Origin of the sequence: Pseudomonas mosselii (genome assembly GCF_019823065.1) — a bacterium.
Classification (GTDB): domain Bacteria; phylum Pseudomonadota; class Gammaproteobacteria; order Pseudomonadales; family Pseudomonadaceae; genus Aquipseudomonas; species Aquipseudomonas mosselii.
Window position 1 is genome coordinate 1,754,703 of the sequence record NZ_CP081966.1, and the last position, 23,134, is coordinate 1,777,836.

Genomic DNA, 23,134 nt, shown 5'->3' on the forward strand with positions numbered 1-23,134 from the left:
GTCTTACGACAGTTCCAAGGCCGGCGACTCGATGCCGCGCGCCTGGTCGATCTTCTCGGCCACCTTGAAGGCCGCTTCCAGTTCGGTGCAGCCGTAGTGCTGCATGAGCTGGTAGCGCTCGGCCTTCTCTTCGGGTTCGGTCTGCGCCAACGCCAAGTACAGGCTGGGCGGCACGGCGCGGAACAGCACTTCCATGCTCTTGGAAAGGATGACGCCCTCGGTGAACTTGCCCGCTTCTTTGCGCGCCGAGAGCATCAGCGCTTTCTGCGCGGGCGAGAGTTCGCGGAAGCGTGCAATCTTCTCGACCTCATCGGGCGGCATCGACAGGCAGATCCACCACTCAATCATGTTGAGCATGGGCTCCGCGGCACGCGGCAGATCGTCGATATTTTGTGTAGCCAGCCAGAACCAGGCCCCTAGCTTGCGCCACATTTTTGTAATTTTTACAACGTAGGGCGCAAGCAGCGGGTTCTTCGTGATGATGTGGCCTTCGTCGGTCACATTGATGATCGGACGGCCCAGGTACTGGTCGCGCTCGGCGATGTTGTTCACCGTGCTGATCAGGCTGATGTAGGCGATGGAGAGCTGCGCGTTGTAGCCCTCCCGGGCATAGGTCGCGAGATCCACCAGCGTGATGTCGGCCTCGGGCCACGGCGTGCCATCGCGATCGAACATCTCGCCGTCCGTGCCTTGGCAGAACATGTCCATCGCGTCCGCCATCTCCAGCAGCCGCACGCGCCGCATCTCGGGCAGCGTCGGGTCCTGGCCGCGCGTGCGCAGCGCGTTGCGCACGTCGCGCGTGAGCACCGTGCGTTTCTCGGCCACGCAGTGCTCGGCGGCATCGAGGATGCACTGGCGGATCAGCGAGCGATCGGCCCGCGTCATCCGGGCTTCTTCCTTGTCCTCGCCGCCTGTGATCATCAGCCGTGCCGTGATCTCCAGTTCACCCAGCACGTCGCGCTGCTCGTCCTCCTCCATGACCGAGGAATCGGCTGGCAATTCTTCATCCAGTGCATCGGCATCAAGCGTCTGCACGTTGCTGGGCGTTTCGATCAGCCGGCGAGCGTCGGCGAACGGCGCCAGGCTGATGCCCGAGCCAGGAGCCAGCTTGACCCGGTTCACGGTCAGACCCAGGCGCTTTGCGAAGTCGCTGAACAAGCCAAAGCTGTTGCCGGCTTCCACGATGAACAGCCGCGGCCGGTAGATGGCCGTGACCTGGTTCAAGAGGTTGTTGAGCGTTGCGCTCTTGCCCGAGCCGGTGGGGCCGAACAGGAACAGATGGGCGTTCATCTGCCTGTCCAAGCGGTTCAGTGGATCAAACGTGATCGGCCCGCCGCCGCGGTTGAAGAACGTGTTGCCCGGATGACCCGTACCCTGGCTGCGACCCCACGCCGGCGAGAGATTCGCCACATGCTGGGCGAACATCAGTTGGGTGAACCAGTTCCGTCGATCTTGCGCAGGGTTGTAGCAGCACGGTAGCCAGCGCAGGTAGCTGTTGAGCGGCGCGACTTCATCGTCCTCGCGCACAGGCTGCAACCCCGCGTTGAGCATCACGTTGGCGAGGTCCAGACCGCGCCTGTCAAGTTCGGCTTCATCGCGTCCGCGCAGATAGAAGGCCAGCGTGCCGCGGTAGAGCTTGTGCGCGCTGCCGATGAGCGAGCGTGCCTCCTGCACATCCTTGAGCGTTTGTTCCGATGCCAGTGTTTCGCCGACAGCCTTCTTCGCCAGGTGATTCAGGTGCGATTCGAGGATGTCCTGGGGCGTCGCCACCATGGTCAGACACATCGTGGTGTCTTCGGGCATCTGATCGAAAAGCGTGTTGATAGCGTCCCCCTTGCGGGTTTCGCCGGTCAGGTGCCCCGTACCGGGCGGCATGCGTAGCCGGTCGGTGACCAGTACGCGATGCGGCATACCGTCAAAGTACCAGGTGCCGTGCTCGGCATCGGAGCGAGGCTGACCGAAGAACAGCCGTTGACTGAAGTCCCGACCACTCGCCAGCTCAATCTCACCTTCCTCCACCTCGTCGGGATAGCGGGCCAGCGCATAGAAGCGCTCTCGCTCCTCAGCGCCGGGCCCGAGCATCGTGGGGCGTGGGTTGAACCAACGCAGCAGCCAGTCGTGAACATCGGCCGCGACCATGCGCCGGGCCTGGATGCCGGCGTTCGCCAAGCCGCCGCAGAGGCGATCGCAGACGATGTTCAGCATTTGCTCGGGTGTCTGGCCGCGGCGGTTCGCCTGCCCGGCGGCCCGGCGATAGACCACCATGCGCACGCGCCGCGTCTGGCCGCGCCAGCGCAACCGCGTGACCACCGTATCCTCGAACAGTCCGCCGGGCTTGGCCACCGCGCGCAGGTGGTGGCCAAAGAAGCGGAGGTAGAACTCGGTGAAGGCCGTGCTGCGGGCGCGCGGCTGCACGTAGTCGCGTAGCGTCTGCATGTACTGGTCGAAGCTGGGCTCGTCCTGTGCATAGAGCTGGAGCACCCACGGGTTCTCATCCAGCTCATCGAACGAGTCCTGGAGCGCGTTTTCGAGCGCATCGCGGGCATGAGCGAGCCAGCCCGGTTCCCGACCTTCGGTGCCTAGCGGGACCAGTTCGTAGAAGGCCGCGACCGATTGCCCGTCCTCCAGCAGCATGGACTTCGACGGCGGCAGGAACTCCACCCACGGCAGCAGCTCCGCGAATGACTGCGCAACGTCGTACATCGCCTGCTCGTCCGCCACGGTCGCCGGCCTGCGGCCCTGGACCGTCGCTCCGGGTTCGGCAATGCCGGCCTGGCGCAACGCCTCGACGTGGCGCTGCCAGCCGTCCGGCTGCTCGTCATTGCCACCATCGGATGCAGCCAGCTTCGGCCAGGGGAGTTTCCAGCGCATCAGTAGTCCTCCACGCGCTCGCCCGGCATGGCGTACTGCACACGCTGGTACAGGGGAAAGACCGTCGTGTAGCCCGGAACCGGCACGGGATCGGTGCCCGCCAGGTGCGGGTACACATACATGACAAGATCGGGGTTCGGCAGGCGGTGGAACTGGCGATAGACCTCGTTGCGCGCCGTGCGCGTGTAGCGCATCTGCTCGGTGGGCGCGGCCTCCACGTCGGCCTCGGTCAGCGTCCGGCGCAGGCTCTGGCGTGCATCGAGCAATTGCCTGCGCGCCACCTGGCCGGCGCCACCACCCCCGTCACCGGCGTTCTGCTGCCAGATGTCCATCATCGTGCTGTCGCCGTGGGGGAGCAGCTTTTCCTTGCTGGTGGCACAGCCGCCGAGCACCGCGACGGCGAGGGCCAGCGCCAGGGCCTTATTCAAGTTCGAGAGCATGGCTTTCTCCTGCGCGGTGATCGACCTTGCGGCCTTCGGGATCGAAGTCGATGGCGAGCGGCTTTTCGAGGTGGACGGCGACCTTCGCGCCGGGCTGGACATAGACAGCGGCGAACGCCTGGCCGTACAGCTTGTTCACCCAGTCGGCCATGTCGCGCACGCCACCGGCCAGGATGCGGCCCACGGCTTCATTGCCCGAGATACCGACGCTGCCGATGGAGCCGTCGGCGCCGACGTAGGACATCTGGCCGCTGTCGCTGTCGATCAGCGAGGCGACGCCGGCACCGGCGGCGGTAATCAGGGCTTGCGAGCCAAGGTACTGCTGGGCGTTGCTGCGCCGCTCCCCGCTGACGCAGGGAATGCCGTATGGGTCGCTGATCCAGCCCAGGCCTCCACTTTGAGAGTTCTGCTGCTGGTTGTTTTGCTGGTTGCCGTCGCGGTCTTCGGGGATGGTGCGGATCGTGCCGTCGTGGAAGACGAAGGTGATGCTGCGTACCTGGCCGCGCACGCACGAGAGCGTCCAGTCGCCCGATGCGGTGCCGCTGAACACGGCACCGGCCACGTCGGGAATGTCGATGCCATTGGCGGTCAGGTTGTCCGATCCGACCAACACCTTGAAGGGGTACGGATCGTTGACGGTTCCGTCGATCGGCACGCGGCCGATCAGCGCCGTCATCGCCACCGACCCCATCAGCGTCGAATTGGTCGGTACGGTATAGACCGCCTTGGCGCTCTTCACGCCTGCGGCGCGTGCGCCCGCGTTCGCCACGGTTTCCGCCGTGGTTTCCAACGTGCTCTGCGCGGGGCCGAAGCTCGTCGGGAAGCTCATGCCGCTACCCGTGCCACGACTGCTGTTGCGCCCCTCGGCTTTCCTCGCATCGTCGGGTTCGACCCAGCGCACGCCGCCTTCCATGCCGGCCTCGTCGCCGTCACGCAGCCCCAGACCCACCGGCAGGTCGGCATGGCCGCCGCCACGTCCGCCGATACTGTCCAGGCGCCGTTGCAGGTCGGCCAGCAGCCCTTCGGTCTGCTGACGCGCGCTGGCTGCCTGCTCTTGGTCGCGACGCAGGTTGGTGCGCTCGGAGTCGAGGGCCGAATTGATGCGCTGGTCAATGGAGTTCTCGCGCTGGCGCAGTCGCTGGTTTTCTTCGCGCTGGGATTTGTTGTCCGAGAGCGCGGTCTGAAGCTCGGTGCGCAACTGCTTCACTTGGGCAACGAGCGTCGCCACGGTGTCGCGCGGGGTATCGCCCTCGATGCCCAGCGCCTTCATTTCCGCTGGCGTGAGCTTGGCGCCGGCATCCGCGGTCGGTGGTGCCGAAGTGCTGCCTCCCGAGAACAGCCGGATGGCGACGAACAGCACCAGCACGGCAACCGGGATCATCAGCCACTTCAGGAGTCCATTACTGCGCATGGCGGACCTCCTTGCGGTCGGTGCCATCCTGGGAACCGGCTTCCGGTTGCGGGAGATGCACGGCCGGGTCGAAGCGGTTGACCGCTGGTAGCAGCGATTGCGCAAGGCCACGCCCGCGCGTCACCAGGTACAGAACGGTCGTGTCCTCGGGCGTCCCGCGCGGGCCAAGCGCCTCGTGTTGGAAGGTGGCGGTGAGGAAATCGCCTTGCAGCACGCGCGGGTCCAGGGTGATCCAGCCGCTGCTGCTGTTGGTCAGGCGCACGGCGGTCACCCACTGGTCTTCCAGACGCCATGACGCGAGCGCGACCGCGCGCACGGGCAGCGTCGGCATCAGCGTGCCGAGGTCGAGGTCACGGCGCAGGTTCACCCGCATGACGCTCGGCAGCGGCTCCACGGTGCGTAGCGGCGCGTAGAGGTTCTGTGCGGCAAAGCGCGTCAGGACAACCGACACCGGGGTCTCGCGTCGCGCCGCTCGCGCGCCGGCCTGGTCCTGGGCGCGCGCCGGAGCTTCGTTGTCATCGCCGGGCTGATCGCCATAGCGCGCCGGGGTGCTGTTGCCCTCGACGATGCGCACTGGTTCCAGCTCGGCTTCGCCGTCCTTGGCTGGCTCCGCCGCAATGTCCAGCAGGATCAGCGCGCCCGTGTCGGCGTCCTGCAATTGCAGCCGCGTGGGCTCGATCGGCTCGCTGGCGCGCAGGTACACCGCGCCGCCCGCGCTCTGCACCCGTAGGCGCTCGCCGACGCCCGCAGGTACGCCCACGCGGACGTTGCGGTCGATGAACACGATGCGCTCGTGGCCGACCTTCAGCGGCACCGCCAACGGCATACGTTCCCAGCGCAGGATCTCCACTGCCTGGACAGCAGGAGCGGCGGCCACGGCCAACAGCCCCAGCAGCGTGAGTACAGGATGCTTCATGGGGTTTCTCCTTGGGGCGCTTGCGGAGACAGGCCGCCAGACGCCGGGCGCGTTGGCTCCGGCGTGCTGATGCGCTGGGGCGCGCCCTCATAGCAGTCGAGCGCCAGGCCGAACGGGTTGCGGGCAGGATCGACGTCCACCCGCGTGACCTTCACTGGATAGCGCACCAGAGCGCGCTTGACTTGCTCGGCGCCGTAGTACTCGTCGGCGGTGATGTCCAGCGTCACCACCCAGTCGCGGTCGGAGACCACGCGCACGCGCGCCGTAGGGTCGTCGCCGTAGCCGCGGCCGGGGATTTCATAAATCCCGCGCACGCGCTGGCGCAGCTCGCCCGTGCTGCGGCGGTAGTCGTAGTCCGCGCGAAGGAAGGCCTGGCAGGACGGGGTGAGATACGGCGAGAGCGTGTGGAGGTTGCGCGCGTAGTCCTCTTCGCCATTCGTCGGCCAGCGGTTGAGCGTCTGGAACACGTAGAACGTGAACGCATAGACCGATTCGGGCGGCACTTCCCACCACTTCCTGGTACTGCCGGAGCGCAGGTCAGGCGGAACGTGGATGGTCAGATCGCGCGGAGCGCTCCACCAGCCGCCGCCCATGACCAGGGCGACGATGACCAGGGCGCCAGCCCCCAGGCGAAGCGTCTTGATGTGCGCCTGCAGGTGGGTGATCTCGTTCTTGAAGCGGCTCATCGCGCGCTCCTTCGGGTGGTCCAGAAGCCGGAACGCGAGATCAGCACATGGCCGCCCACCCAACCCGCCATCAGTGGATGACGTGTCGCAATGCGCCATTGCAGTTGCCGATACAGCCAGGTGTCGGGACGCCCGCGTTTGAGGCGGCGAAGAATGCCGCCGCCGATGAACACGCCCAAGGCCACGCCCAGGACGACGAACGTGGGAGCTAGCGCGATCGTGCGGAACACCCACGACAGCGGCGCGCCGACCAGCAGGCCGGCGGCGCCGGACAAGCCGCAGCAGATCCACAGCTCGTCGGCGGTGAGGCCGCGCACGACAACGGGGTGGCGGTTGAGCCGGTGCGGAAGGAACGTCACGGTCCCGTCCGCACGGACGTGCTGCTGCTCAGACATACCGGCCTCGCCTTACAGGATGCCGGTGGCTTCGGTGAGCAGCCAGATGCCGATCACGAGCAGGACGGCGCCGATGGCGACCGTGAGGCCGAACTGGCCCCACGTCTTGCGGCCTGTGTGGATTTCCGCGTAGGTCCCGTAAGCGTGGTAGCACACGCCGATGAACATCGACGCCACCACCAGCAGGGCTACGAGCATGATGATGTCGTAGCCGTAGTTGCGGATCGTTTCCATGATGCCGTTGCCCGTGCCGCGGGTCGGGTTCTCCAATTGCGGCAGACCCTGCGCGAACGACAGCACGGGCAGCGCAGCGGCGCCCAGGGCCACGGCGGCGCGCTGGGCAAGACGGGAATTGAGGATGCGGTTTTGCATGGTCATGCCTTTCAGGTCAGGAGAGGAGGAAGAAAGTCAGGACGAGGTACATCGCGACGAATCGGATGCAGACGCCGAGGAACTGGCGCTGGTTGAGGCGGCTCTCGGACCACCCCACGTAGGCCGTTCGCATGGCCCAGACGCCCCAGACGAGCAGGACCGCGAACACGACGCCGACCAGGACGGTCGCCATCGCTGAAGGTGCGATGCCGCTGTTGGCTTGAAATGCCGAGACCTGGGCGCCGTTCATGGCTTGCCCTCCGCGGTCGTCGGCGGTGATGGCGGGACGACCCGCTCCGTGCGGTAGTCGCCGGCCAATTCGGACGGGTCGCGCGGCTGGGCGCGCGACGGTGTGAGATGGGCCTGGATGCCGGCGCGCACGCGCGCCAGGTCAGCCAGCAGCCTCGGGTAGTCGAAGTGGTAGCGCTCGCCCGGCTGGATGGGGGCATGCGCGGCGCTGTCGGCGACCGTGCGCTCCAGCGCGTCGAGTTGGCGCAGCGCTGCGACCAGCTCCTGACGCTGCGCTGGGGACTCGGCCAAGGCCATCGAGGACTGGCCCAACACAAGGGCCGTCACGAGAAAAGTGGGCACGCCGCGATGCGCGGCGCGCAGCCAGATCGGAGCCAACATCGCGCCATTCCTGTGTGATCAGCAATGGCTAGATCGTGGAGATCAGGGCTGTTTCAGGCCGCAAACAATAGGAACCTGCGGATGACCGGATTGATCGGCTAGAGGTACTTCTTGAAGCTGCCCGCAGTCAGGCTCACGGCCAGTCCCAGCAAGGCGGCGCTCGGCAACAGGATCAGCAATGGATGCACCGAGATCGGCAGTGCCAGGTACGTGATCCACGGCAGCACGGCCAGGGGCATAAGGCTGGCTTTCGCGCGGTGGTAGATGAACCCGGATTCGCGGCCCGCGCCGAACCTGCGCACGTCACGTCGCACCAGACCGTCAATCAGACCGACGAAAGCAGCCGTGAAGATCAGTGGCAGCGTGAGCACCAGGACCAGCAGGCGCACTAGGAAGGTCAGCGTCGTGAAGGCCGCGGCGATCAGGTAGCTCTCGGCCCAGACATAGGCTTGGCTGATGTAGTAGCGGAAGTTGCGCGCCTGCTCGTGGCTGGGCGCGCGGACGCGCTCGGCGGTCTGGCTCATGCGCGCCAGCAGCCCGGAGCGAACAAACACCCATTCGTAGCCTGTATCCACCAACTCGTGCGCCGTGCGCCCCGGCTCCTGCACGACCACGCTGCGCGTGAAGTGGTTGGACAGATGCCCAAGCTCGTACTGCAACATCTGCTGGGAATGGCGCCAGCCCTGGTCCTTCCAGAACAGGTGCATGCCGACGCACTCCACCACGATCGAGAACAGCAGCGAGCCGATCAGCACTCCAAGCAAGCGAAACGGCAAGGTGATGGTGCCGACGATCAGGCCCTGGCGCTGATTCTGCTCCCGCTGCGCGGTCGAGGCGGCGTCCTTCACGGCGCGGCCTCGTCGCCACTGTGGTCGGTGTCGGTGGCCACCGCAGCAGGCTCGGCTGGAGCAGCATCATCCAGCAGGTCATCGGGCAAGGCCGCATCCTGCAAGGCCGGGGAACTGGTGAACTCCCACCACTGCGTAGCCTCGCTGTAGCTCTGGCGCATGTACCCTGCCAGTTGTTGCAGGTCCGTCGGCATCACTTCATCCGGGTCTGGTAGCGGCAGCGGCATGCGAACCTTCCAAAGCTGGCCGCCCTGCAGCAGCGCGAAGCATTGGCCTTTTGGCAGGCCGACTACGTGCGATGGCTCGATCATCGGCACGCTGGACATGCTGATGCGGTCCTGGGTGTTCGACGTGAAATCCGTCGCGCCGCGGATGTCCGAACTGTCGGTTGCCCCGGAGACGATGGTAGTGGTATAGACCTCGACCTTCGGCAACTGCCGCGTCAGCAGTTCGGCAGTGGCAGTCTCGCGCACGCGCAGCATGAACAGGTTGTTGAAGTTGCCGATCACCTGGCCAGCTTTCGCGCGATTGCCGATGCGGGCCTCGATGTCCGAGAGGGTCTGCGTGTACGCGGTGACTTGCAGCCCGGCGCCGCCGCCTTTGTTGATAAGCGGCACGAATTCGTCACCCATGAGTTCATTGAATTCATCCGCATGGACGTTGATCGGTACGCGCGCGCCAGCCGAGGCGTCTGGCAGGCCATCGTCGATTCCGTGCTTGTAGATATGGCCCGCGACCGAAACCAGGTCGGAGAACATGGAGTTGCCGACCGCTGCGGCAACCTCGGCGTCGGACAGCGCGTCCAGTCCCACATAGACGATGGCGCGCTTCCTGATGACTTGCATCCAATCGAAGATCGGGCGCGGGTCGGCCAGGTCGGAATAGTTCGGTGCCAGGAGCTGCGCGATCTTGCCGCTGGTTAGCTTTTCCAACAACGGCAGCAATGACGCGACGATCTTGTCGAAGTAGGTCTTGTCGTACCGAACTGCCGAGCGCAGTCCGTCGAGCACCGGGTCGTAGTTGCGCGCCTGGGAGAGATACTGCTCCAGCGCAACCACGCGCTTCTCTCGCCCGATCATGTTGCGCGGGATGTTCTTCTCGTTGAGCTTGGCCTCGATCTGGACGATCACCTCCCAGGCCTTGGGCTCGGTCTTGGCGAAGTAGTGCTGGGCGTACTCGATAAACAGCGCGTCGATGTTGATGACGTGCCGCTGGATCAGCATGTAGTCCGGGCGCTGTCCCAGTTCCACCAGGGCACGAGCAATGATGTTGACGAAGCGCCACGCGAACTCCCTGAAGGCCGCGCTATTGCCTTCACCGGAGAGTTGCCCTGCGATACGGGTGGCGACTTCCGAGATGCGACCGAATCGGCCCACCGCGTTGTAGCGGGCGCTGATCTCCGGCCAGCCCAAGTGGAAGATGTAAAACTCGCCTTCACGGCCGGCGCGCTTGGCCTCGACATACATGCGCTTCAAGAGGTCCGCATCCCCTTTGGGGTCGATGACGATCACGACTTCGTGCTCGCCGGCAGCGCTCTTGCGGCGGATGTCCTGGGTCACGAACAACTCGGCCAGTCGCGTCTTGCCCACGCGCGTGGTGCCCAGCACCAGCGAGTGCCCGACACGCTCGCCGAGCGGAAGGCTGACGTCCACCTCGTCCGGTTCGATGCCGTGCAGGCGTGGCAGGCCGCCCACAGGCGGCAGCGGACGCACCGGGTTGAAAGGAGCATCCCAGCCCGTGAGCGCGGACAGCCGGGATAGCGGGAACGGCGCGAACTCCAGCCGCTCCTCCAGTCGCCGTGCCAGCCGGTAGGCAGGCGTCGGCTCGACGTATCGGCGGAACTCCGGCCGGTACGTCTGCATCAGCCTATGGGTGTGTTTTTGTTCCCACAGGAACCCGCGCCCGATGAAAAGCCGCTGCTGGCTGACGGGCACGTCCTTGCTCGTCATCACGTAGCGCGACAGGCGGCGGATGTTGCGTCGGTAGCGCAGGATCACGCGGGCATCGCGATAGCGGATCGCGCCGTAAGCGCCGAAAGCCAGCGCGCTGCCGACGCCCATCGACGGGCTCAGCGCGAGCGACCATGGGGCCACCAGGCACAGAAACGCGGCGCCTGCACACGCCGCGACGGTGTATAGCTCCACCGCTGGGCGTAGCAGAACCTCGACCGGCTGTTTCCCCGACATGGCTTCATTGCTCGATGCCGGTGGCCGTGATCAGCGCCGGGTAGTGCCGCAGCCCCAGGCGATCGGCCAGGTCGTCTCCGGCTACGGGCGCGAGCGGCACGCCCGGCACCAGGGCACGCAACCGTGCCAGGCCCTGCGCGGTCTCGACATTGACCACGAGGCCGACCGCGCCGCGTTCGCGCAAAGCGACGCCGCGGCGCTGCAGCCAGGCCCGGGAGGCGTCGTCGTCGCCGATGACCACGAACGGCCGCAGGCCGGGCGCTTCGATCACGCGCCGCGCGACGGTGCCGGGCGTGAGCTTGGCGCTACGCACCGGCAGCATCGCTGCCTCGTCCGCGGGTGTGGCGGGAACCTGTGGCGTCGGAATGGGCGGCCGGCCCGGGACATCGGCGCGCGCCTGGAGGTTGAGGGCCTCGTAGTACGGCAGCGCCGACGTGCCACCGCGATCTTCGACCACGATCAGCGGATCGCCGGCACGCGATGCCAGCGGCAGACCTGCCAGCAGCACAAGCAGGCCCCGCAGGGCCAGATGGGATTTTGTCATGGGGAAGTCTCCTGGCGCGCGGCGAGCACCGCGGCGTTTGGATGTGCGCCCTGCACACGCGCGAGATGGCGCGACACGCTGCGCCGGTAGCGGGCGGCGGGCTCGCCGCCCGCAGGACGGTGGTAGCGGCCGATCGCGAGCAGCCAGTCTTCGCCGGACGTGTGCTGCTCGTTCAGGATTTCAGCGGCGATGGCGAGGTTTCGATACGGGTCCAGCAGGTCGCACGCGCTGGTGAAGCGATGCTTGTGGTAGCCGAGGTTGATCTGGACCAGGCCTGCATCGATGCGCGTGTGGGGCGTGGTACGCATTGCCTGTTGCAAGCCCGAGCAGGCGTCGGCGCGCGTGGCGAAGCGGCGCGACTGGCCGGCGACATTGAGGGACCACGGCCACGGCACGATGCGCCCGTTGCGTCGAACGCCGCTCTCCTGCAAGGCCACGGCGTAGAGCACGGTCGAGGGGATGCCCGCCTGCTGGGCGGCGAGCTGGTAGGCAGGTGGCGGAATCTCCTGGGCATGGACGGCGCAGGCGCACAGGCCGGTAGCGAGCACCAGTGCGCACAAGAGCTGCGAGAAGGAGGTGGCCGCTACGGCTGGCGCTGCCATTGGCCGTTCACCTCGCGCACAGCCGCGGGCAAGTCACCGGGCAGGCCCAGCGACAGCCAGCGGCCGCCGTCGTGGTTGAGGGTAATGCTGCCGCTGCGCACGCGCGCCGGGTCGATCTGCGCGCGCTTGGCCCAGTCGCGGATGCGTGCGTCGTCCTGGCGGCTGCCCACCATATACAGGTCGAACTCGGCACCCGAGGATTGCAGCCGCTGCACGAGCTGCCCACAGGCCGCGCAGCCGTCCTTGACGAACACCGCCATGCGACCGCTGCCGCGCGCGGTGCCGGTGCCCGGCCCGTCGTCGGGCAGGTTCACGCGCTGCATGCCGGGGTTCAGGCGCTGCCAGGCTTCGTCGTAGGCACGTTGGTAGGCGAGCAGCTTCTCGACGCGGCGAGCCTCGACTTGCACCTGCAGCTCTGCATAGCGCCGCCGTTCTTCGTCGGTGCGTGCCTCGATGCCTAGGGCAGACAGCGGGTCCAGGTTTGGCGAGTAGATGCCCAGCGGCCCATCCATCAGCTCGCGGTAACGCGCCCATTCCTGGGGTTGGAGCCCCCAGTTGCTTGCTACTCGGTCGTCCAGGACGCGGGCGGCCAGCGGGCGCTCCTGGCTCTGCGCATTGCGGGCTGGAGCTGTGGCTGGCTGTTGCGCCCACGCGGGCCACTGGACTGAAGCCAGTAGGAGTGCGGAAAGGATGATCGACGGCTTCATGTCGTGTGCTCCGATCAGGGAATCGCCACGCGACGGATCTGTTCGCCGGCTTGGAACACCGCAGCGCTGCCATCGATTGCCTGCAAGCGCCATGGACCGACCGCATCACCGGGCAACAGCACCTGAAGCTGGTCGGGCGTGAAGTCCCCGCTGCTCGGCGCGACGGACACACTGAGCTGGCCGGCGCGCAGTTCGGCGCCGACGATGCGGAACGGCAGTGGCGGCGGTTCAGGCTTGGCGGCGGGCTTGCTCGATGTGCGCGGCTGGGCGGGTGTTGCTGCACGCGCGGCGGTCTGACGCGTCTTGATCTGCTCGATCTCCGCGCGCAGCGCCTGAAGGTCGTCGGCTGCTGCGTAGCTGCTCAATGTCTTCTCAACTTGGGAAGCGCGTGCTTCCAGGATTTGGCGGGTGTCTTTGAGGTCCGCCGCCGTTGCGACCTGCGGACGCTGCTGGATGGTTCCGATGGTCTCGGCCAAGGCCACCGCCTGCGCTTCGAGGCGTTGCAAACGGGAGTCGAGCCGTTCCTCGTCGGCCTGGTCGCTCATCGCCTGGTAGCCGAGGGCCACGATGACGCTGAGACCGAGCAGCCAGAGCCAGAGCAGGCTTTGCGCCACCACGGCGGCAGCCGGGCGCCGCGAGGATTGGGGAGTGTTCATGGCTGGCCGCCTGGAATGGAGGGCATCAGTGGGAAGGTCTGCACCGCATCGGCGGCGGCCGGTTCAGGCATGGATTCGACGGCCATGCTGTCGCCGGGCCGCTCGAAGCAAATTTGTCGTGCGCGGTCATCCGCGTGCAGTTCCCAGGCCGGACCAGCTAGGGTGATCAGCGCGTCGCGCAAGGTCATGGGACCGAGATGCAGGTGCGCCGCCGGCAGCGGCAGCGCATACAACTCGATCACGGCATGTGCCGTTTGACACAGGCTGTAGCCGCTGCGCTTGAGCACGTGCCGCAGCCCATCGCCGACCGTGACGCGGGCATCCGCCGGCATCGAAACATCGATGGTCTGCAACAGCAGGTCGCGCTGCGCCGCCGTGGGGGCCAGCTCGACCAACGTGTAGCGCCCATAGCGCACAACGGGGATGTACTCGGGCGCTTCGGGTTCGGGCGCGGTCGAGACTTCCTCGAAGGCATCGGGTGCGTGCGGCGCAGTCGTTGTCGCGCAGCCGCCAGCCAGTACCGACCAAAGCAGGCCGAGAAATCCCGTCAGCAGGCGGCGTTCGGGATGGTGAAACCAGGGTGGAGAGGGGCACATAGCTCGGCGTCCTGAAACATCGAGCCCTCACCATCGCCGCTGGGGTCGTGCGCGGCAGCAAACAATGCGAATCACGCCCCGTCCGATTTTCCGACAGCCTCCCTCCAAAGAAAAAGGCCCCCGAAGGGGCCAATGAGAGCGCAGGTCGGACCCTGCCGAATCAACCCCGAGCCAGCTTCAGGCCAGGATCGACCTGTGCCAGTTGGGCATGCGCCCAGCAGCGCACGAGTTGGCCGTTCTCGCCGAGCGGCCGGTCCGCCATCGCCACCGAGTACTCGTCGGTATCGCTGGTGTCGTAGCAGACGACTTTGATCTCGCCGGTGTCGCAGCGGATGGAGTGGATCTGGCCGTCGGTCATATCGACCACGACGACCTGCGGGACAAGACCCAGTTCGCGGGCGGCCGACAGGATGGGGCCATATTCGGCAGCGTCGAAGCAGACGAACGGCCCTTCGTACCGGGCTTCTTCGGCCAGATCCTTGGCTTTGTGGTAGTGGGCACCCTGGTCGTATTCCTCCTGGGTGGTTCTGACCTTGAAGACCGGCATGTTGGGGGTGCCGGAAGCATCGACGCAGGCGACAGCGACTTGCATCTCGATCTCGCCGCCTTCAGCAGGCTCGGTCGGAGGGATGACAGCCTGACTCTCGGGTTCTTCGTCGGCCATACCCATGCGCTCGCGCATCTCGTCGGCGAATGCCTCGGGAGCCATCAGGCCGTAGCGCGCCAGGCGCACGGGGATGTCTTCAGCGTTCAGATTGCCGTCTTCGATGCGCTGCCGCATGAAGGAGGCGATCTCGGTTACCAGGGTGTCACTCTCAGCTTCCGAGGGCTGCTCGGACACATCGATCGACCACTTATCCACTTCCGCGGCGGTCTCGCCGGTCAGCAGACCCTCATCGATGGCGTATTCGCACATGCTGCGCAGCCGTGCCAGCATTTCCGATTCGGCCTCGCCGTTGAGCAGGTAAGTCACGTCCAGCGTGAGGCGAGCACTGACGACTTTGGTCGTTGCTTGGGTATTGGTGTTCATGGAAATCTCCTTGGGATCGAAAAAGCGCAGCCACGCCCACGGAGACCGTGGACGTGGCTGCAAGGTGGGAACAGCGGAAAGCCGGCGGCGTTAGGCCAGCGTTGGCGTGGGGATCAGGCGGCGACCAGTTGCCGGGCCAGTGCGACCTCGACCGAATCACCATCCTGGTTCAGGACGTCCAACCCTGATTCGGGCACGTCGCCCGAGGTGGACTGCGAGACCATGATCTTCTTGGCCATCAGTTCGAGGCAGGTCATCTGCGAGGAGCCGGCGTAGCCAAGGTAGATCACGCGCACGGGTTGCTTCTGCCCGATGCGCCAGGAGCGGCGTGCCGCCTGCTGCAGCGAGTACACGTTGTAGCCCGACTGCATGAACACGATCGTCGGAAACTCCAACAGGTCCAGTCCCGTTTTAACCAGCTCGGGGTTGGTGATGAGCACATCGATGCCACGGTCCAGTTGTTCGGCGATCCAGTCCTCGCGGCGGCTGGCATCCACGCTTGCGCGCAGCACCGCCACCTTGAAGCCTTCCTGCTCCAGCAGCACCTTCAACCGGCTGGTCGTGTCGCGCGTGCCGGTATAGACCGTGTAGGCCAGCACCTTGCGGCCCTGCGCCTTCTCCTCTTTGCAGATGTCGATCAGCTCACGCTCCTTGGGGCTGATCTCGAACTCGTTGAACTGAGCCGGGACGAACGCCAAGGTGTTGCGCGTGCGCGGATGCACCACGGTCTCCGACCGGAAGCAGCAATCTGGCCAGGCCAGTAGCACGTTGAGCACCACACCCAGCAAGGTCGTATCGCGTCGTGCAAGAGCCTGTTTCAGCTCCGCGGTCAGCCGACCCGCCAGATCGCGGTAGGCCGCGGCTTGCGCCGTGTCCATCGCGACTTCGCGGAACTCCTCGTCATACGGCGGCAGGATGTTGCCGCCGATGTCCTTGAGCTTGAGGAAGATCGTGAACGGCAGGATGCAGCGCAAGACGCCCTTGGGGCCGAAGCCCGGGGCCTTGACCGTGCGCACCGATACCTTGGTGCCCTTGGCCGTCTTGTGCGCCGTGCCGGTGCTCTCGGAGTAGATGTCCTTCAAGACCCCGTGATCGCGCATGAACGCCATCGCGGCCGAGGTCATGCTGCCGCTCGTGGTCGGGCGGTAGCCGTCTTCGATCATCCGCCCCGGAAGGGCTCGGAACAGCAGGTAGAACAGGTCGTCCCCGTAGCCGCCCATCAGCGTGCCAGTCAGCAGCAAGGTCTTGCGAGCCTTCGCTGCCAGCACGCCCATGGCCTGGCCTTGGGCACTGCCGCCGTTCTTGTACTCGTGCGCCTCATCGGCGATGAGCAGGTCGAACGTGCCTTGCGGCAGGTAGCGTTTGATGAACTCGGACGGCTGGTAGCCGCCTTCGCCAAAGCCGAACTCCATGTTGGCCATCGCACGTTCCATGCGGGTGGCCTGACGGTCGGAAAACACCAGCTCGCCGTTGCCGTCCATGAGGTTGATGAACTCATGGATGTTGTCGCCGAGCATCGAGGCCAGGAAGCCGTCTCCGAACTTCTGCATCAGCTTCTGCGCGGTGACTGCCCCGATGGTCGGGATGCGCTTCAAGGCTTTCAGCACGGCCGAGGACTGGTCGCTGCCGGACAGGCTGCGTGGGCGGATCAGCGTCCACAGGGGCGCTGCGCAATGGCTGCACTTCCTGCGGTACTCCTCGGCTTCGAGCGCGACCGGGTTGACCGGCTCGCCGTCGAGGTCGGTGATGACCGTGCCGCAGTCCGGGCAGGCCGCCACGTCGCCGTGGCGGGTGCGCCGCTGGGTGAAGACAGGCTTCCAGTGGAACCCCATCCGCATCCTGACGCGCCCCAGGACAAAGAACTCCTGGCCGGTCGGCTGCACACCCAACTGCTCGCGCAGCTTGATGAGCTTGACCAAGGTATCGGGGCCGTTGAGCACCCAGACCTTCGCGCCCGCTACTGTCTCCTGGATCTCGCGCCGCCACTTGTAAACAAGGTGCGGGGGCGAGAGAACCAAGGTCCGGCGGTAGCCTTCGGCGTTGAGCACAGCGGCCGTGGCGATGCCGACGGTCGTCTTGCCGCAGCCCATCTCGCCATTGACGATCGCGGCGCGCTCGCCACGGTCAATCAGCAGCTCCGCGGCGGCGTGGACGACTTCGGCCTGGGCCTGGAACAGCTTGCGCTTGAGGCTGGCGACGATGAGCTGGCGATGTGCTTGCGGTTGGCCGGTATAGACCGGCGGGTTGGCGCTGTTGAGGGCGTCGAGCAGTTCGTCGCCGAACTCGCCGACGAAATCCTGAAGGCTCAGGGTCAGAGGGGAAGATTCCGCGTCGAGCAGTTCGCCCTGTACGGGCGCGGCTTCAGCGGCATTGGTTTCGAGATCGAGGGACATGGTGATGCTCCAAAGAAAAAGGGGCATGCACCACCCCCAGCGGGGCAGTGGCATGCCCCGTGGTGGGAAGTAAATCGACGCGTGGCCGACGGTGGTTGAAGGTGCTGGCCTGGGTGGCCAGCGGCTGAACCGTGCTCAGTCCTCGGACGGCAGAACGATGACGGTGGCGTGGCGCTCCGCGTCGGTAACGATGCGAATGGCCAGCCCCGGATGGATCACGTAGTGCGATGCCAGCGATGCGCCTGATTGAAGCGCGGTGCTGTTGGCCTGCCATTGCTGGACGTTGACGTCGCCCCAGTCGCCACGGGTGTGGCGCCTGAAGTACGGGATCGGGTCGAGGCGACCCGAGCGGACCAGGCGGTCAATGCCTTTGCTGAAGATAAGCGCCCCGATGGGGAACGCCAGGTTCTGACAGTAGGTTTCGATGCGATGTGATGCCATGGGCTCCTCCTTGATGAGTCATTGAGCCACGACACCCCTGCCGGAGTGAAGTGGCTCCGTCAGGAGAATGAGGATGACGATGTGGGGACGTCAGATCAGGTCCCGCTCTTCGGGAAGCTGGATCACCGTGGTCTGGTGGTCCTCGCTGGTCTTGACGATTAGCGCCAGGTCCGGCGTGATCCTGAACTGCGAGATCATCAGGTTGTCCTGTTGGATCGCCACGTCGTTGGCTTGGCGTGTGGCCTCATCGATCTCGCCCCAGTCCCCGCGCACATGGCGCTGGACATAGGCTAAGGGGTCGATCAGGCCTCTTCGGGCCAGCCAATGCACCTTCTCGCTCAACTTCAACGTACTCGGTGCGAACAACGGTTGCTTGTGCGGCGCTGGCCGCTTGAACGGATTCGGGAACATGGTGTTTCTCCTTCGATGTGGTACAGCAGGACGGCAGCGCGTCCGGTGGATCAGCGGATGGTCAACACCTCGCCCCGTGTCGCGGAGCCAGGCGTCATGTCCCACGCGCGGATGACGGGCACAAACTTGTCGGTGAGGATGCGGGTCTCGGCGATGGAGCCGTCTTCGCGTTCGGTGAATTCCCGCTGGAGCGTTTTGTCCTTGTGGGTGTCACCTTTGACGACGAGCACGCGCCCCGTCTGGGAGCGCACAACGCCGGAGATCGCGCCCGCTGCCAAGGCCAGGGCGAGATGCCAGTGGGACAAGGCTCGCGCCGGTGGACGCAGCGACTGCTGCGCGGCCCCCAGGTGCGTGTCCAGCGACGGCCAGAGGCCTTGCAGCCGACCGACCTCATCGGCGAACTGCTCCGGCTCCATCGTCACGCGGAAGAAATGCTCCGGCTCGACCGGACTGGCGGGGACGATGTACGGCAGGAACGGCCATTCGCTCGGCAGTTCCTCGGCTTCGACTTCGCCAAGCCCAACCTGCAGCAGCAAGTTGCGCACGGCCTTGACGCCATCGGGGGCCTGCTCGCGCTGGCGCACCCTTCGGCCAAAGATCACCACCTGCTTGAACTGCGTTTCCACCGCTCGGTAGATCCGCAGATCGGTGTAGTGGCGTGTCAGCCAACCAACCAGCTCCGCGTCGAGCACGTAGCCGGGGACGATGAAGACCAGCATGCCGCCGTACTGCAGCAGCGACAGCGAACGCTGATAGAACAGCTTTTCGAGGCGGGCACGTCCCTGACCTTGATAGCCGATGTTGCCGTTGACGTCCTTGGACAGGTCGCCATACGGCGGGTTGAGCCAGAGCAACCCGAAGGACTGTTTGGAGACCATCGTGTCCATCAGGTCCGCGTGCAGGCAGTGATCGACCAAGCCTCGGGCATGGCGTGCCCGCTCCGCGTCGAACTCGACCGCGAATGCCTTGGCCTGGTCACGCCCGAGGGCATAGGCGGCTTCGGCGATCGCCACGCCTTCGCCGGCGCAGGGATCAAGGATGCACATCGGCCCGTCGCTGGGCATCAGTGCGTTGAGGGCTCTTTCGAGCGTGGGTTCGTCGGTCGGGTAGTACCCGTTCTTGGCGAAATTGCGGGCGAGCCGCGGGAACATGAGGGCCATGGAAGTCTCCTGGTTGGCGGGGATGAAAGACGGAAGCACGCCGAGACGTGCCTCCGAGGGGGTCAAGCCGCTACCGCTTCCGGCGTCCAAATCTTGGTCGGATAGGGATAGGCGGTGAGCGCGTCACTGCGGATCAGGGAGCCCAGCGCCAGGGTCAGCGCCGGCACGTCGATGGCGAGCCGATGGCCTTCCAGCGGCCCGAGGGCGAACGGAAGGCGGGCCAGCATCTCGCGGCTTTGCAGCAGTTCCAGCACGGTCTCGCGCCAGTGGTCGAGTAGCGGCAACGGGCAGGTGTCCCGCACCAGCATCCACAGGCGGTCAAGCCGGTGGGCGCTGTCGCGCGGCAGCAGTGCCAATGCGCTGGCGTTGGCCTTGTCGGGCTTGACGCAGCGCCGGTCGAACAGCCACACGTTGGACAGCGAACCGAACAGCGTTCGCCGGTAGGCGCGGGTCATGCGCTTTTCCAGGCGATCGACGTTGCCGATGAACACCGGGACGCTGCCGCCCTGGTCGGTGATGACGTGGAACTGGTCCAGTCCCTGCTCGTCGCGCCCGAGGGTCAGGCGAGCGAGGAATTGCTGGACGGCGGTGTCGCGTGCCCAGATGGACAGGAAGATCAGGTTGCCCTGGTCATCGCCAACGCAGGCGTCGGCCATCACGTCCGGGCATTCGTCGATGCGGTACAGCGTGGAAGAAGTGTTTGCGGGCATGGTGGTGTCCTCGGATGAGCGGGAACAGCACCGCCCGTCGGGGCAGGTACTGCCCCGGGGGGGGTGGAAGAAAACCGCTCAGTCCGGCTCGAACTGCCGGGTGTGCGGGTTGAAGTGAAGCGCCTCGTCCACCGCGGTGATCGGCGTGAAGCCGTCCAGGTAGATGTTGTTGAGGTACTGGTCGCGATAGGTCAGCGCCTGCCGTGCCTGCTCCTCGGTGAGGCCGTTGTCGATGAAGTACGCCAGCATTTCCTCGTCGGAGGAAACTTCGTCGTTGGACAAACTGCCTTCAACGAGCTTTAACAGCGAGGCGGGGAGCGCAGCCAGGATCGGGTCCATGTTGGTTCCTCCTGGCTCAGGCCAATAGTGCCGCGGCGGGTGCCGTGGCAACCGTGGGTGTACGACGCCGCGCGTGGTAGGCGCGAACGCCTGCACGCCAGTCGGCGGACTGCTCCGGTGCGAGGTCCAGATAGGACAGCGGGCACGAGTAGTAGTACGGGTGCATGGACTCGTCCAGCGGCTTGTAGCCCCACTGGTTGCCGCTGCGCTCCAGAAGATCGCAGCGGATGTAGCGCAGGGACTGGCCCGGCGCGAGATCACGATGCACGCCTTCGGCCCTGGCCGTCACTTCCGCGACGGACCAGAGGACGTTGCCGCGCAGCGTGTGGGCGATGACCTTCACGCTGGCGCGCTCGGTCTCCTGCGGTGCGATCAGTTCGGCGATCAGTTCAGACCGCGATTGGGGAGAGAAATACCAGCCCATGAGAGGCCTCCTGAAGAAGTAGAGCCAGAGGCCTCCCCGTGGGGAAGAACCCCCAGCGGGTGATGGAATGCCGCGTGTGCGGCGATGGAATGCAGTGCGGGCTAGGAACCGCAACCGGCCGGGCAGCAACCCAGCGTGATCCCATGCGAACAGCAGCCGTTTTCAGCGAGCCAGTCCTGGGTTTCCTGCCGTTCGGCAGGTGTTGCGTAGTCCCATTCCTGGGTCGCGATTTCCAGCGCATGAACGCGCTGGCTTTCCGGCAATCGACTGGCTTGCGCGTCGATCTCCGAGCTGAAAAGCGTGACCCAGTGATCCCAGGACAGGCCGCAACCACGTTGGGCATGCTCGGCGGCCGTCTTGCAAACGGCGCGCCACGCGGTTTCGTCCAGCGCGGAACGGGGTGTATCGCAAGTGATGGTGGACATGATGGAGACCTCCAGAAGAAAGCCGAGGCCACCCCCGCATGGGGAAGGAACCCCAGCGGGTGGATGAAGAACACCGCGGATGCGGTGTCTGCAATCACGCAGGTTGCAGTTCGGCCTGGCGGCTCCACTCCTGCGTCTTGAAGTCCAGCGCGTAGCCCAGTTCGCCCAGGCGGGCGATCTGGGCGCGCAGGGCGCGGCGGTCGATGGTCGAATCCAGCTTCACAGACTCGCCCAGCGGCCACAACAGGCCGAACAGCGCGGCGTCGCCATCCTCGGTGCTGCCGGGGGCAGCAGCCGCAGCAGGCGGCGCGTCCACGCCGAAGGGCGTGGTATCGACCAGCGGGTCCGCGGACGTCTGCACGGGTGCAGGTTTGGCGGACCTGGATGCCTTGGCGGGTTTGGCCGGCGTTGTCGCAGGCTGTGTCCCTTGATCTTCATCGAGCGGATCGACTTCCTGCGGGGCGAAGCTATGTGCTTCGGCCTTGCTCAGCTTGTCGATGCCGAAAAGTGTCATACCGTCCAGGTTGGCGCGCATCTCGAAACGCATGCTGCCGTCGCTGATCGGATAGCCTTTGAGGAAGATGTAGCGAAGGACGAACTCCCCTTGATACTTGCCCTCGGGGTATTGCTCCAACTCCGCGTCTTTAATCGTGAATTTTCCGAGTTGGCATTCGAGCTTGCCAACATTGAACTTTCCGTTGCGGCCATGAATGGTGCGCAGCGCGAGCTGGCCCGGGACGATGATGGGAGTGGCCGATTTCTCGGGTGCCGATGTGACTGCCATGATGCTTCTCCTTGAGGAATAGGAAAAAGGCAAGGCCCCGTGAGGGGCCATGCCGGATCAGAACGAAGCAGCCAATGCCGGCTCCTGCTCTTCGACTTCACCTGCGGGCTCGCGCTCGGCGGGCTCGATAGGCTGGTCGGCAGCGGTGTCGGCGGCGTCCTCGGCTTCGGGCGCGGGTGCGTCCTCGGCCTGCGACGCCTCGGCTTGCGCCTGGCTCGTCGGATAGACCTGGGTGCCGTCGATCTTGATCAGACCGATGTGGATCAGCGTCGATTCCAGGCTCGCTCCCGGCTCCCCGGCGCGCTCACCCTTGGTGCGGATGTACGGATCGATCTTCATGTCGTTCAACTTGAAGGCGATCAGCACCTTGCGGTCCCCTTCGATGGCCTGCACGCACCGGCGAACCAGGTGCTCGGCTTCAGGGGTGGCGACGATGGTGTCGAAGTACCGATAGTCCGGTTCACCGACAGGCCCGGCCAGAGCCGCGACGCAGCACGACAGGAACGGATCGCCATCCTTGGGGGTGACGTCCTTCGGACGGCTGAGGTAGCCGATGCCGCGGGTGATCAGCTCGTGCTGCTTGATGGAAGCCAGTTCGGCCCGGTCAAGCGGCTCGGCCTTGAGCAGTCGCGCCTTGAGGGACGCGGCGGCTTCACCCTTGCGCTCGCCCTTGTCGCGGATGTACGCATCGCCCCACAGGTCGCCGAGGCGGAAGCGCACCAGCGGGCGCTGCTTGGGATCGTCAACGCCGATGTAGCGCTGGACGAGGTTCTTGGCCTCGGCACCCGAGACCTTGACGTCGAAGTAGCGGTAGCTGGGGTCCCTGGCGGGGCCGACCAGCGCGGCAACGGTGCATGCCAGGAAAGGCTGCGCACGGCGGCCGCCCCGGACAGGCACTTCACGGACACGCTGGATGTAGCCGATGCCCGAGGTGTGGAGGTCGAAATACGATTTCTCGTTGGACGTGGTGTTCATGGTGAATCTCCATAGGGAAGAAGCGGAGACACACCAGCCCCACGCATGCGGGGAAAGGTGCGTAACCCCGCGGTGGGTCGATAAGGCGAAAGCATCCGCCACCAGAGACTGGTGGCCGCTCGCGGATGGATGCGGTGCGAGCTGGCTCGGTCACGCAGTGGGAACTGCGACGCAACCTTGAA

At 65.7% G+C, this 23,134-nt stretch carries 27 protein-coding genes; all 27 read right to left on the reverse strand.

Translation table 11 applies throughout. The features are described from left to right. Positions 1-3: 3 nt before the first annotated feature. The gene (locus K5H97_RS07925; RefSeq protein WP_023103900.1) at positions 4-2,871 is read right to left on the reverse strand and encodes a conjugative transfer ATPase; all 2,868 of its coding nucleotides are present in this window, start codon (positions 2,869-2,871) and stop codon (positions 4-6) included. Then, the gene (locus K5H97_RS07930; protein WP_023103901.1) at positions 2,871-3,311 is read right to left on the reverse strand and encodes a TIGR03751 family conjugal transfer lipoprotein; all 441 of its coding nucleotides are present in this window, start codon (positions 3,309-3,311) and stop codon (positions 2,871-2,873) included. Before K5H97_RS07930 ends, K5H97_RS07925 begins: the two co-directional genes overlap by 1 nt. After that, positions 3,292-4,722 (reverse strand): TIGR03752 family integrating conjugative element protein, encoded by a 1,431-nt coding sequence (locus tag K5H97_RS07935; protein WP_017515583.1) that lies wholly within the window; start codon positions 4,720-4,722, stop codon positions 3,292-3,294. Before K5H97_RS07935 ends, K5H97_RS07930 begins: the two co-directional genes overlap by 20 nt. Next, positions 4,712-5,638, reverse strand: coding sequence for a TIGR03749 family integrating conjugative element protein (locus K5H97_RS07940; RefSeq protein ID WP_023103903.1), 927 nt, complete (start codon positions 5,636-5,638; stop codon positions 4,712-4,714). Before K5H97_RS07940 ends, K5H97_RS07935 begins: the two co-directional genes overlap by 11 nt. After that, positions 5,635-6,324, reverse strand: coding sequence for a PFL_4703 family integrating conjugative element protein (locus tag K5H97_RS07945; protein ID WP_023835765.1), 690 nt, complete (start codon positions 6,322-6,324; stop codon positions 5,635-5,637). Before K5H97_RS07945 ends, K5H97_RS07940 begins: the two co-directional genes overlap by 4 nt. Continuing rightward, positions 6,321-6,719, reverse strand: coding sequence for a TIGR03750 family conjugal transfer protein (locus tag K5H97_RS07950; protein WP_023103905.1), 399 nt, complete (start codon positions 6,717-6,719; stop codon positions 6,321-6,323). The genes K5H97_RS07945 and K5H97_RS07950 overlap by 4 nt, the downstream gene beginning before the upstream one ends. 12 nt (positions 6,720-6,731) lie before the next feature. After that, positions 6,732-7,091, reverse strand: a complete 360-nt coding sequence (locus K5H97_RS07955) for a TIGR03745 family integrating conjugative element membrane protein (protein WP_023103906.1) — start codon at positions 7,089-7,091, stop codon at positions 6,732-6,734. A 16-nt stretch (positions 7,092-7,107) separates the two neighbouring features. Continuing rightward, positions 7,108-7,341, reverse strand: coding sequence for a TIGR03758 family integrating conjugative element protein (locus K5H97_RS07960; RefSeq protein ID WP_009459672.1), 234 nt, complete (start codon positions 7,339-7,341; stop codon positions 7,108-7,110). Then, on the reverse strand, positions 7,338-7,721 hold the full coding sequence (locus K5H97_RS07965) for an integrative conjugative element protein, RAQPRD family (protein ID WP_023465080.1): 384 nt from the start codon (positions 7,719-7,721) through the stop codon (positions 7,338-7,340). Before K5H97_RS07965 ends, K5H97_RS07960 begins: the two co-directional genes overlap by 4 nt. A 98-nt stretch (positions 7,722-7,819) precedes the next feature. After that, positions 7,820-8,569 carry a TIGR03747 family integrating conjugative element membrane protein gene (locus K5H97_RS07970; RefSeq protein ID WP_023103908.1) on the reverse strand — a complete coding sequence of 250 codons (750 nt, stop codon included), beginning with the start codon at positions 8,567-8,569 and terminating at the stop codon, positions 7,820-7,822. Next, the gene (gene traD, locus K5H97_RS07975) at positions 8,566-10,755 is read right to left on the reverse strand and encodes a type IV conjugative transfer system coupling protein TraD (RefSeq protein WP_023103909.1); all 2,190 of its coding nucleotides are present in this window, start codon (positions 10,753-10,755) and stop codon (positions 8,566-8,568) included. The genes K5H97_RS07970 and traD overlap by 4 nt, the downstream gene beginning before the upstream one ends. A 4-nt stretch (positions 10,756-10,759) precedes the next feature. Beyond that, on the reverse strand, positions 10,760-11,299 hold the full coding sequence (locus K5H97_RS07980) for an integrating conjugative element protein (protein WP_017515759.1): 540 nt from the start codon (positions 11,297-11,299) through the stop codon (positions 10,760-10,762). Then, entirely contained in the window at positions 11,296-11,901 is a 606-nt protein-coding gene (locus K5H97_RS07985) for a transglycosylase SLT domain-containing protein (RefSeq protein WP_028690955.1), read from the reverse strand. The genes K5H97_RS07980 and K5H97_RS07985 overlap by 4 nt, the downstream gene beginning before the upstream one ends. Then, positions 11,883-12,608 (reverse strand): TIGR03759 family integrating conjugative element protein, encoded by a 726-nt coding sequence (locus tag K5H97_RS07990; RefSeq protein WP_023103911.1) that lies wholly within the window; start codon positions 12,606-12,608, stop codon positions 11,883-11,885. Before K5H97_RS07990 ends, K5H97_RS07985 begins: the two co-directional genes overlap by 19 nt. 14 nt (positions 12,609-12,622) lie before the next feature. Further along, complete coding sequence (locus tag K5H97_RS07995; protein WP_023103912.1) at positions 12,623-13,264, reverse strand: hypothetical protein; 642 nt, start codon at positions 13,262-13,264, stop codon at positions 12,623-12,625. After that, the gene (gene pilL2 / locus K5H97_RS08000; RefSeq protein ID WP_028690956.1) at positions 13,261-13,860 is read right to left on the reverse strand and encodes a PFGI-1 class ICE element type IV pilus protein PilL2; all 600 of its coding nucleotides are present in this window, start codon (positions 13,858-13,860) and stop codon (positions 13,261-13,263) included. Before pilL2 ends, K5H97_RS07995 begins: the two co-directional genes overlap by 4 nt. Positions 13,861-14,020: 160 nt before the next feature. Next, positions 14,021-14,890: a hypothetical protein gene (locus K5H97_RS08005; RefSeq protein ID WP_028690957.1), complete on the reverse strand. Its 870-nt coding sequence runs from the start codon at positions 14,888-14,890 to the stop codon at positions 14,021-14,023. Positions 14,891-15,003: 113 nt separating this feature from the next. After that, the gene (locus K5H97_RS08010; protein ID WP_028690958.1) at positions 15,004-17,283 is read right to left on the reverse strand and encodes a helicase-related protein; all 2,280 of its coding nucleotides are present in this window, start codon (positions 17,281-17,283) and stop codon (positions 15,004-15,006) included. Between the two features lie 135 nt (positions 17,284-17,418). Beyond that, on the reverse strand, positions 17,419-17,724 hold the full coding sequence (locus K5H97_RS08015; RefSeq protein ID WP_023103916.1) for a hypothetical protein: 306 nt from the start codon (positions 17,722-17,724) through the stop codon (positions 17,419-17,421). 90 nt (positions 17,725-17,814) lie between these two features. After that, the gene (locus K5H97_RS08020) at positions 17,815-18,135 is read right to left on the reverse strand and encodes a hypothetical protein (RefSeq protein ID WP_023103917.1); all 321 of its coding nucleotides are present in this window, start codon (positions 18,133-18,135) and stop codon (positions 17,815-17,817) included. A gap of 50 nt (positions 18,136-18,185) precedes the next feature. Beyond that, positions 18,186-19,295: a DUF6094 domain-containing protein gene (locus K5H97_RS08025; protein ID WP_028690959.1), complete on the reverse strand. Its 1,110-nt coding sequence runs from the start codon at positions 19,293-19,295 to the stop codon at positions 18,186-18,188. 62 nt (positions 19,296-19,357) lie between these two features. Beyond that, the gene (locus K5H97_RS08030) at positions 19,358-20,005 is read right to left on the reverse strand and encodes a hypothetical protein (RefSeq protein ID WP_023103919.1); all 648 of its coding nucleotides are present in this window, start codon (positions 20,003-20,005) and stop codon (positions 19,358-19,360) included. Positions 20,006-20,083: 78 nt separating this feature from the next. Continuing rightward, positions 20,084-20,344 (reverse strand): hypothetical protein, encoded by a 261-nt coding sequence (locus tag K5H97_RS08035; RefSeq protein WP_023103920.1) that lies wholly within the window; start codon positions 20,342-20,344, stop codon positions 20,084-20,086. A 16-nt stretch (positions 20,345-20,360) separates the two neighbouring features. Next, on the reverse strand, positions 20,361-20,768 hold the full coding sequence (locus K5H97_RS08040; protein WP_023103921.1) for a hypothetical protein: 408 nt from the start codon (positions 20,766-20,768) through the stop codon (positions 20,361-20,363). A 101-nt stretch (positions 20,769-20,869) separates the two neighbouring features. Continuing rightward, positions 20,870-21,193 carry a hypothetical protein gene (locus K5H97_RS08045; protein ID WP_023103922.1) on the reverse strand — a complete coding sequence of 108 codons (324 nt, stop codon included), beginning with the start codon at positions 21,191-21,193 and terminating at the stop codon, positions 20,870-20,872. A 94-nt stretch (positions 21,194-21,287) separates the two neighbouring features. After that, on the reverse strand, positions 21,288-21,977 hold the full coding sequence (locus K5H97_RS08050) for a DUF3275 family protein (RefSeq protein ID WP_023103923.1): 690 nt from the start codon (positions 21,975-21,977) through the stop codon (positions 21,288-21,290). A 57-nt stretch (positions 21,978-22,034) separates the two neighbouring features. Then, on the reverse strand, positions 22,035-22,952 hold the full coding sequence (locus K5H97_RS08055; RefSeq protein WP_023103924.1) for a DUF3577 domain-containing protein: 918 nt from the start codon (positions 22,950-22,952) through the stop codon (positions 22,035-22,037). Between the last annotated feature and the right edge of the window lie 182 nt (positions 22,953-23,134).

Excerpts from the sequence above, each read along its gene's own strand:
- K5H97_RS07925 (WP_023103900.1), bottom strand. The coding sequence starts at position 2,871 with ATGCGCTGGAAACTCCCCTGGCCGAAGCTGGCTGCATCCGATGGTGGC.
- K5H97_RS07930 (WP_023103901.1), bottom strand. The coding sequence starts at position 3,311 with ATGCTCTCGAACTTGAATAAGGCCCTGGCGCTGGCCCTCGCCGTCGCG.
- K5H97_RS07935 (WP_017515583.1), bottom strand. The coding sequence starts at position 4,722 with ATGCGCAGTAATGGACTCCTGAAGTGGCTGATGATCCCGGTTGCCGTG.
- K5H97_RS07940 (WP_023103903.1), bottom strand. The coding sequence starts at position 5,638 with ATGAAGCATCCTGTACTCACGCTGCTGGGGCTGTTGGCCGTGGCCGCC.
- K5H97_RS07945 (WP_023835765.1), bottom strand. The coding sequence starts at position 6,324 with ATGAGCCGCTTCAAGAACGAGATCACCCACCTGCAGGCGCACATCAAG.
- K5H97_RS07950 (WP_023103905.1), bottom strand. The coding sequence starts at position 6,719 with ATGTCTGAGCAGCAGCACGTCCGTGCGGACGGGACCGTGACGTTCCTT.
- K5H97_RS07955 (WP_023103906.1), bottom strand. The coding sequence starts at position 7,091 with ATGCAAAACCGCATCCTCAATTCCCGTCTTGCCCAGCGCGCCGCCGTG.
- K5H97_RS07960 (WP_009459672.1), bottom strand. The coding sequence starts at position 7,341 with ATGAACGGCGCCCAGGTCTCGGCATTTCAAGCCAACAGCGGCATCGCA.
- K5H97_RS07965 (WP_023465080.1), bottom strand. The coding sequence starts at position 7,721 with ATGTTGGCTCCGATCTGGCTGCGCGCCGCGCATCGCGGCGTGCCCACT.
- traD (WP_023103909.1), bottom strand. The coding sequence starts at position 10,755 with ATGTCGGGGAAACAGCCGGTCGAGGTTCTGCTACGCCCAGCGGTGGAG.
- K5H97_RS07980 (WP_017515759.1), bottom strand. The coding sequence starts at position 11,299 with ATGACAAAATCCCATCTGGCCCTGCGGGGCCTGCTTGTGCTGCTGGCA.
- K5H97_RS07985 (WP_028690955.1), bottom strand. The coding sequence starts at position 11,901 with ATGGCAGCGCCAGCCGTAGCGGCCACCTCCTTCTCGCAGCTCTTGTGC.
- K5H97_RS07990 (WP_023103911.1), bottom strand. The coding sequence starts at position 12,608 with ATGAAGCCGTCGATCATCCTTTCCGCACTCCTACTGGCTTCAGTCCAG.
- K5H97_RS07995 (WP_023103912.1), bottom strand. The coding sequence starts at position 13,264 with ATGAACACTCCCCAATCCTCGCGGCGCCCGGCTGCCGCCGTGGTGGCG.
- pilL2 (WP_028690956.1), bottom strand. The coding sequence starts at position 13,860 with ATGTGCCCCTCTCCACCCTGGTTTCACCATCCCGAACGCCGCCTGCTG.
- K5H97_RS08005 (WP_028690957.1), bottom strand. The coding sequence starts at position 14,890 with ATGAACACCAATACCCAAGCAACGACCAAAGTCGTCAGTGCTCGCCTC.
- K5H97_RS08010 (WP_028690958.1), bottom strand. The coding sequence starts at position 17,283 with ATGTCCCTCGATCTCGAAACCAATGCCGCTGAAGCCGCGCCCGTACAG.
- K5H97_RS08015 (WP_023103916.1), bottom strand. The coding sequence starts at position 17,724 with ATGGCATCACATCGCATCGAAACCTACTGTCAGAACCTGGCGTTCCCC.
- K5H97_RS08020 (WP_023103917.1), bottom strand. The coding sequence starts at position 18,135 with ATGTTCCCGAATCCGTTCAAGCGGCCAGCGCCGCACAAGCAACCGTTG.
- K5H97_RS08025 (WP_028690959.1), bottom strand. The coding sequence starts at position 19,295 with ATGGCCCTCATGTTCCCGCGGCTCGCCCGCAATTTCGCCAAGAACGGG.
- K5H97_RS08030 (WP_023103919.1), bottom strand. The coding sequence starts at position 20,005 with ATGCCCGCAAACACTTCTTCCACGCTGTACCGCATCGACGAATGCCCG.
- K5H97_RS08035 (WP_023103920.1), bottom strand. The coding sequence starts at position 20,344 with ATGGACCCGATCCTGGCTGCGCTCCCCGCCTCGCTGTTAAAGCTCGTT.
- K5H97_RS08040 (WP_023103921.1), bottom strand. The coding sequence starts at position 20,768 with ATGGGCTGGTATTTCTCTCCCCAATCGCGGTCTGAACTGATCGCCGAA.
- K5H97_RS08045 (WP_023103922.1), bottom strand. The coding sequence starts at position 21,193 with ATGTCCACCATCACTTGCGATACACCCCGTTCCGCGCTGGACGAAACC.
- K5H97_RS08050 (WP_023103923.1), bottom strand. The coding sequence starts at position 21,977 with ATGGCAGTCACATCGGCACCCGAGAAATCGGCCACTCCCATCATCGTC.
- K5H97_RS08055 (WP_023103924.1), bottom strand. The coding sequence starts at position 22,952 with ATGAACACCACGTCCAACGAGAAATCGTATTTCGACCTCCACACCTCG.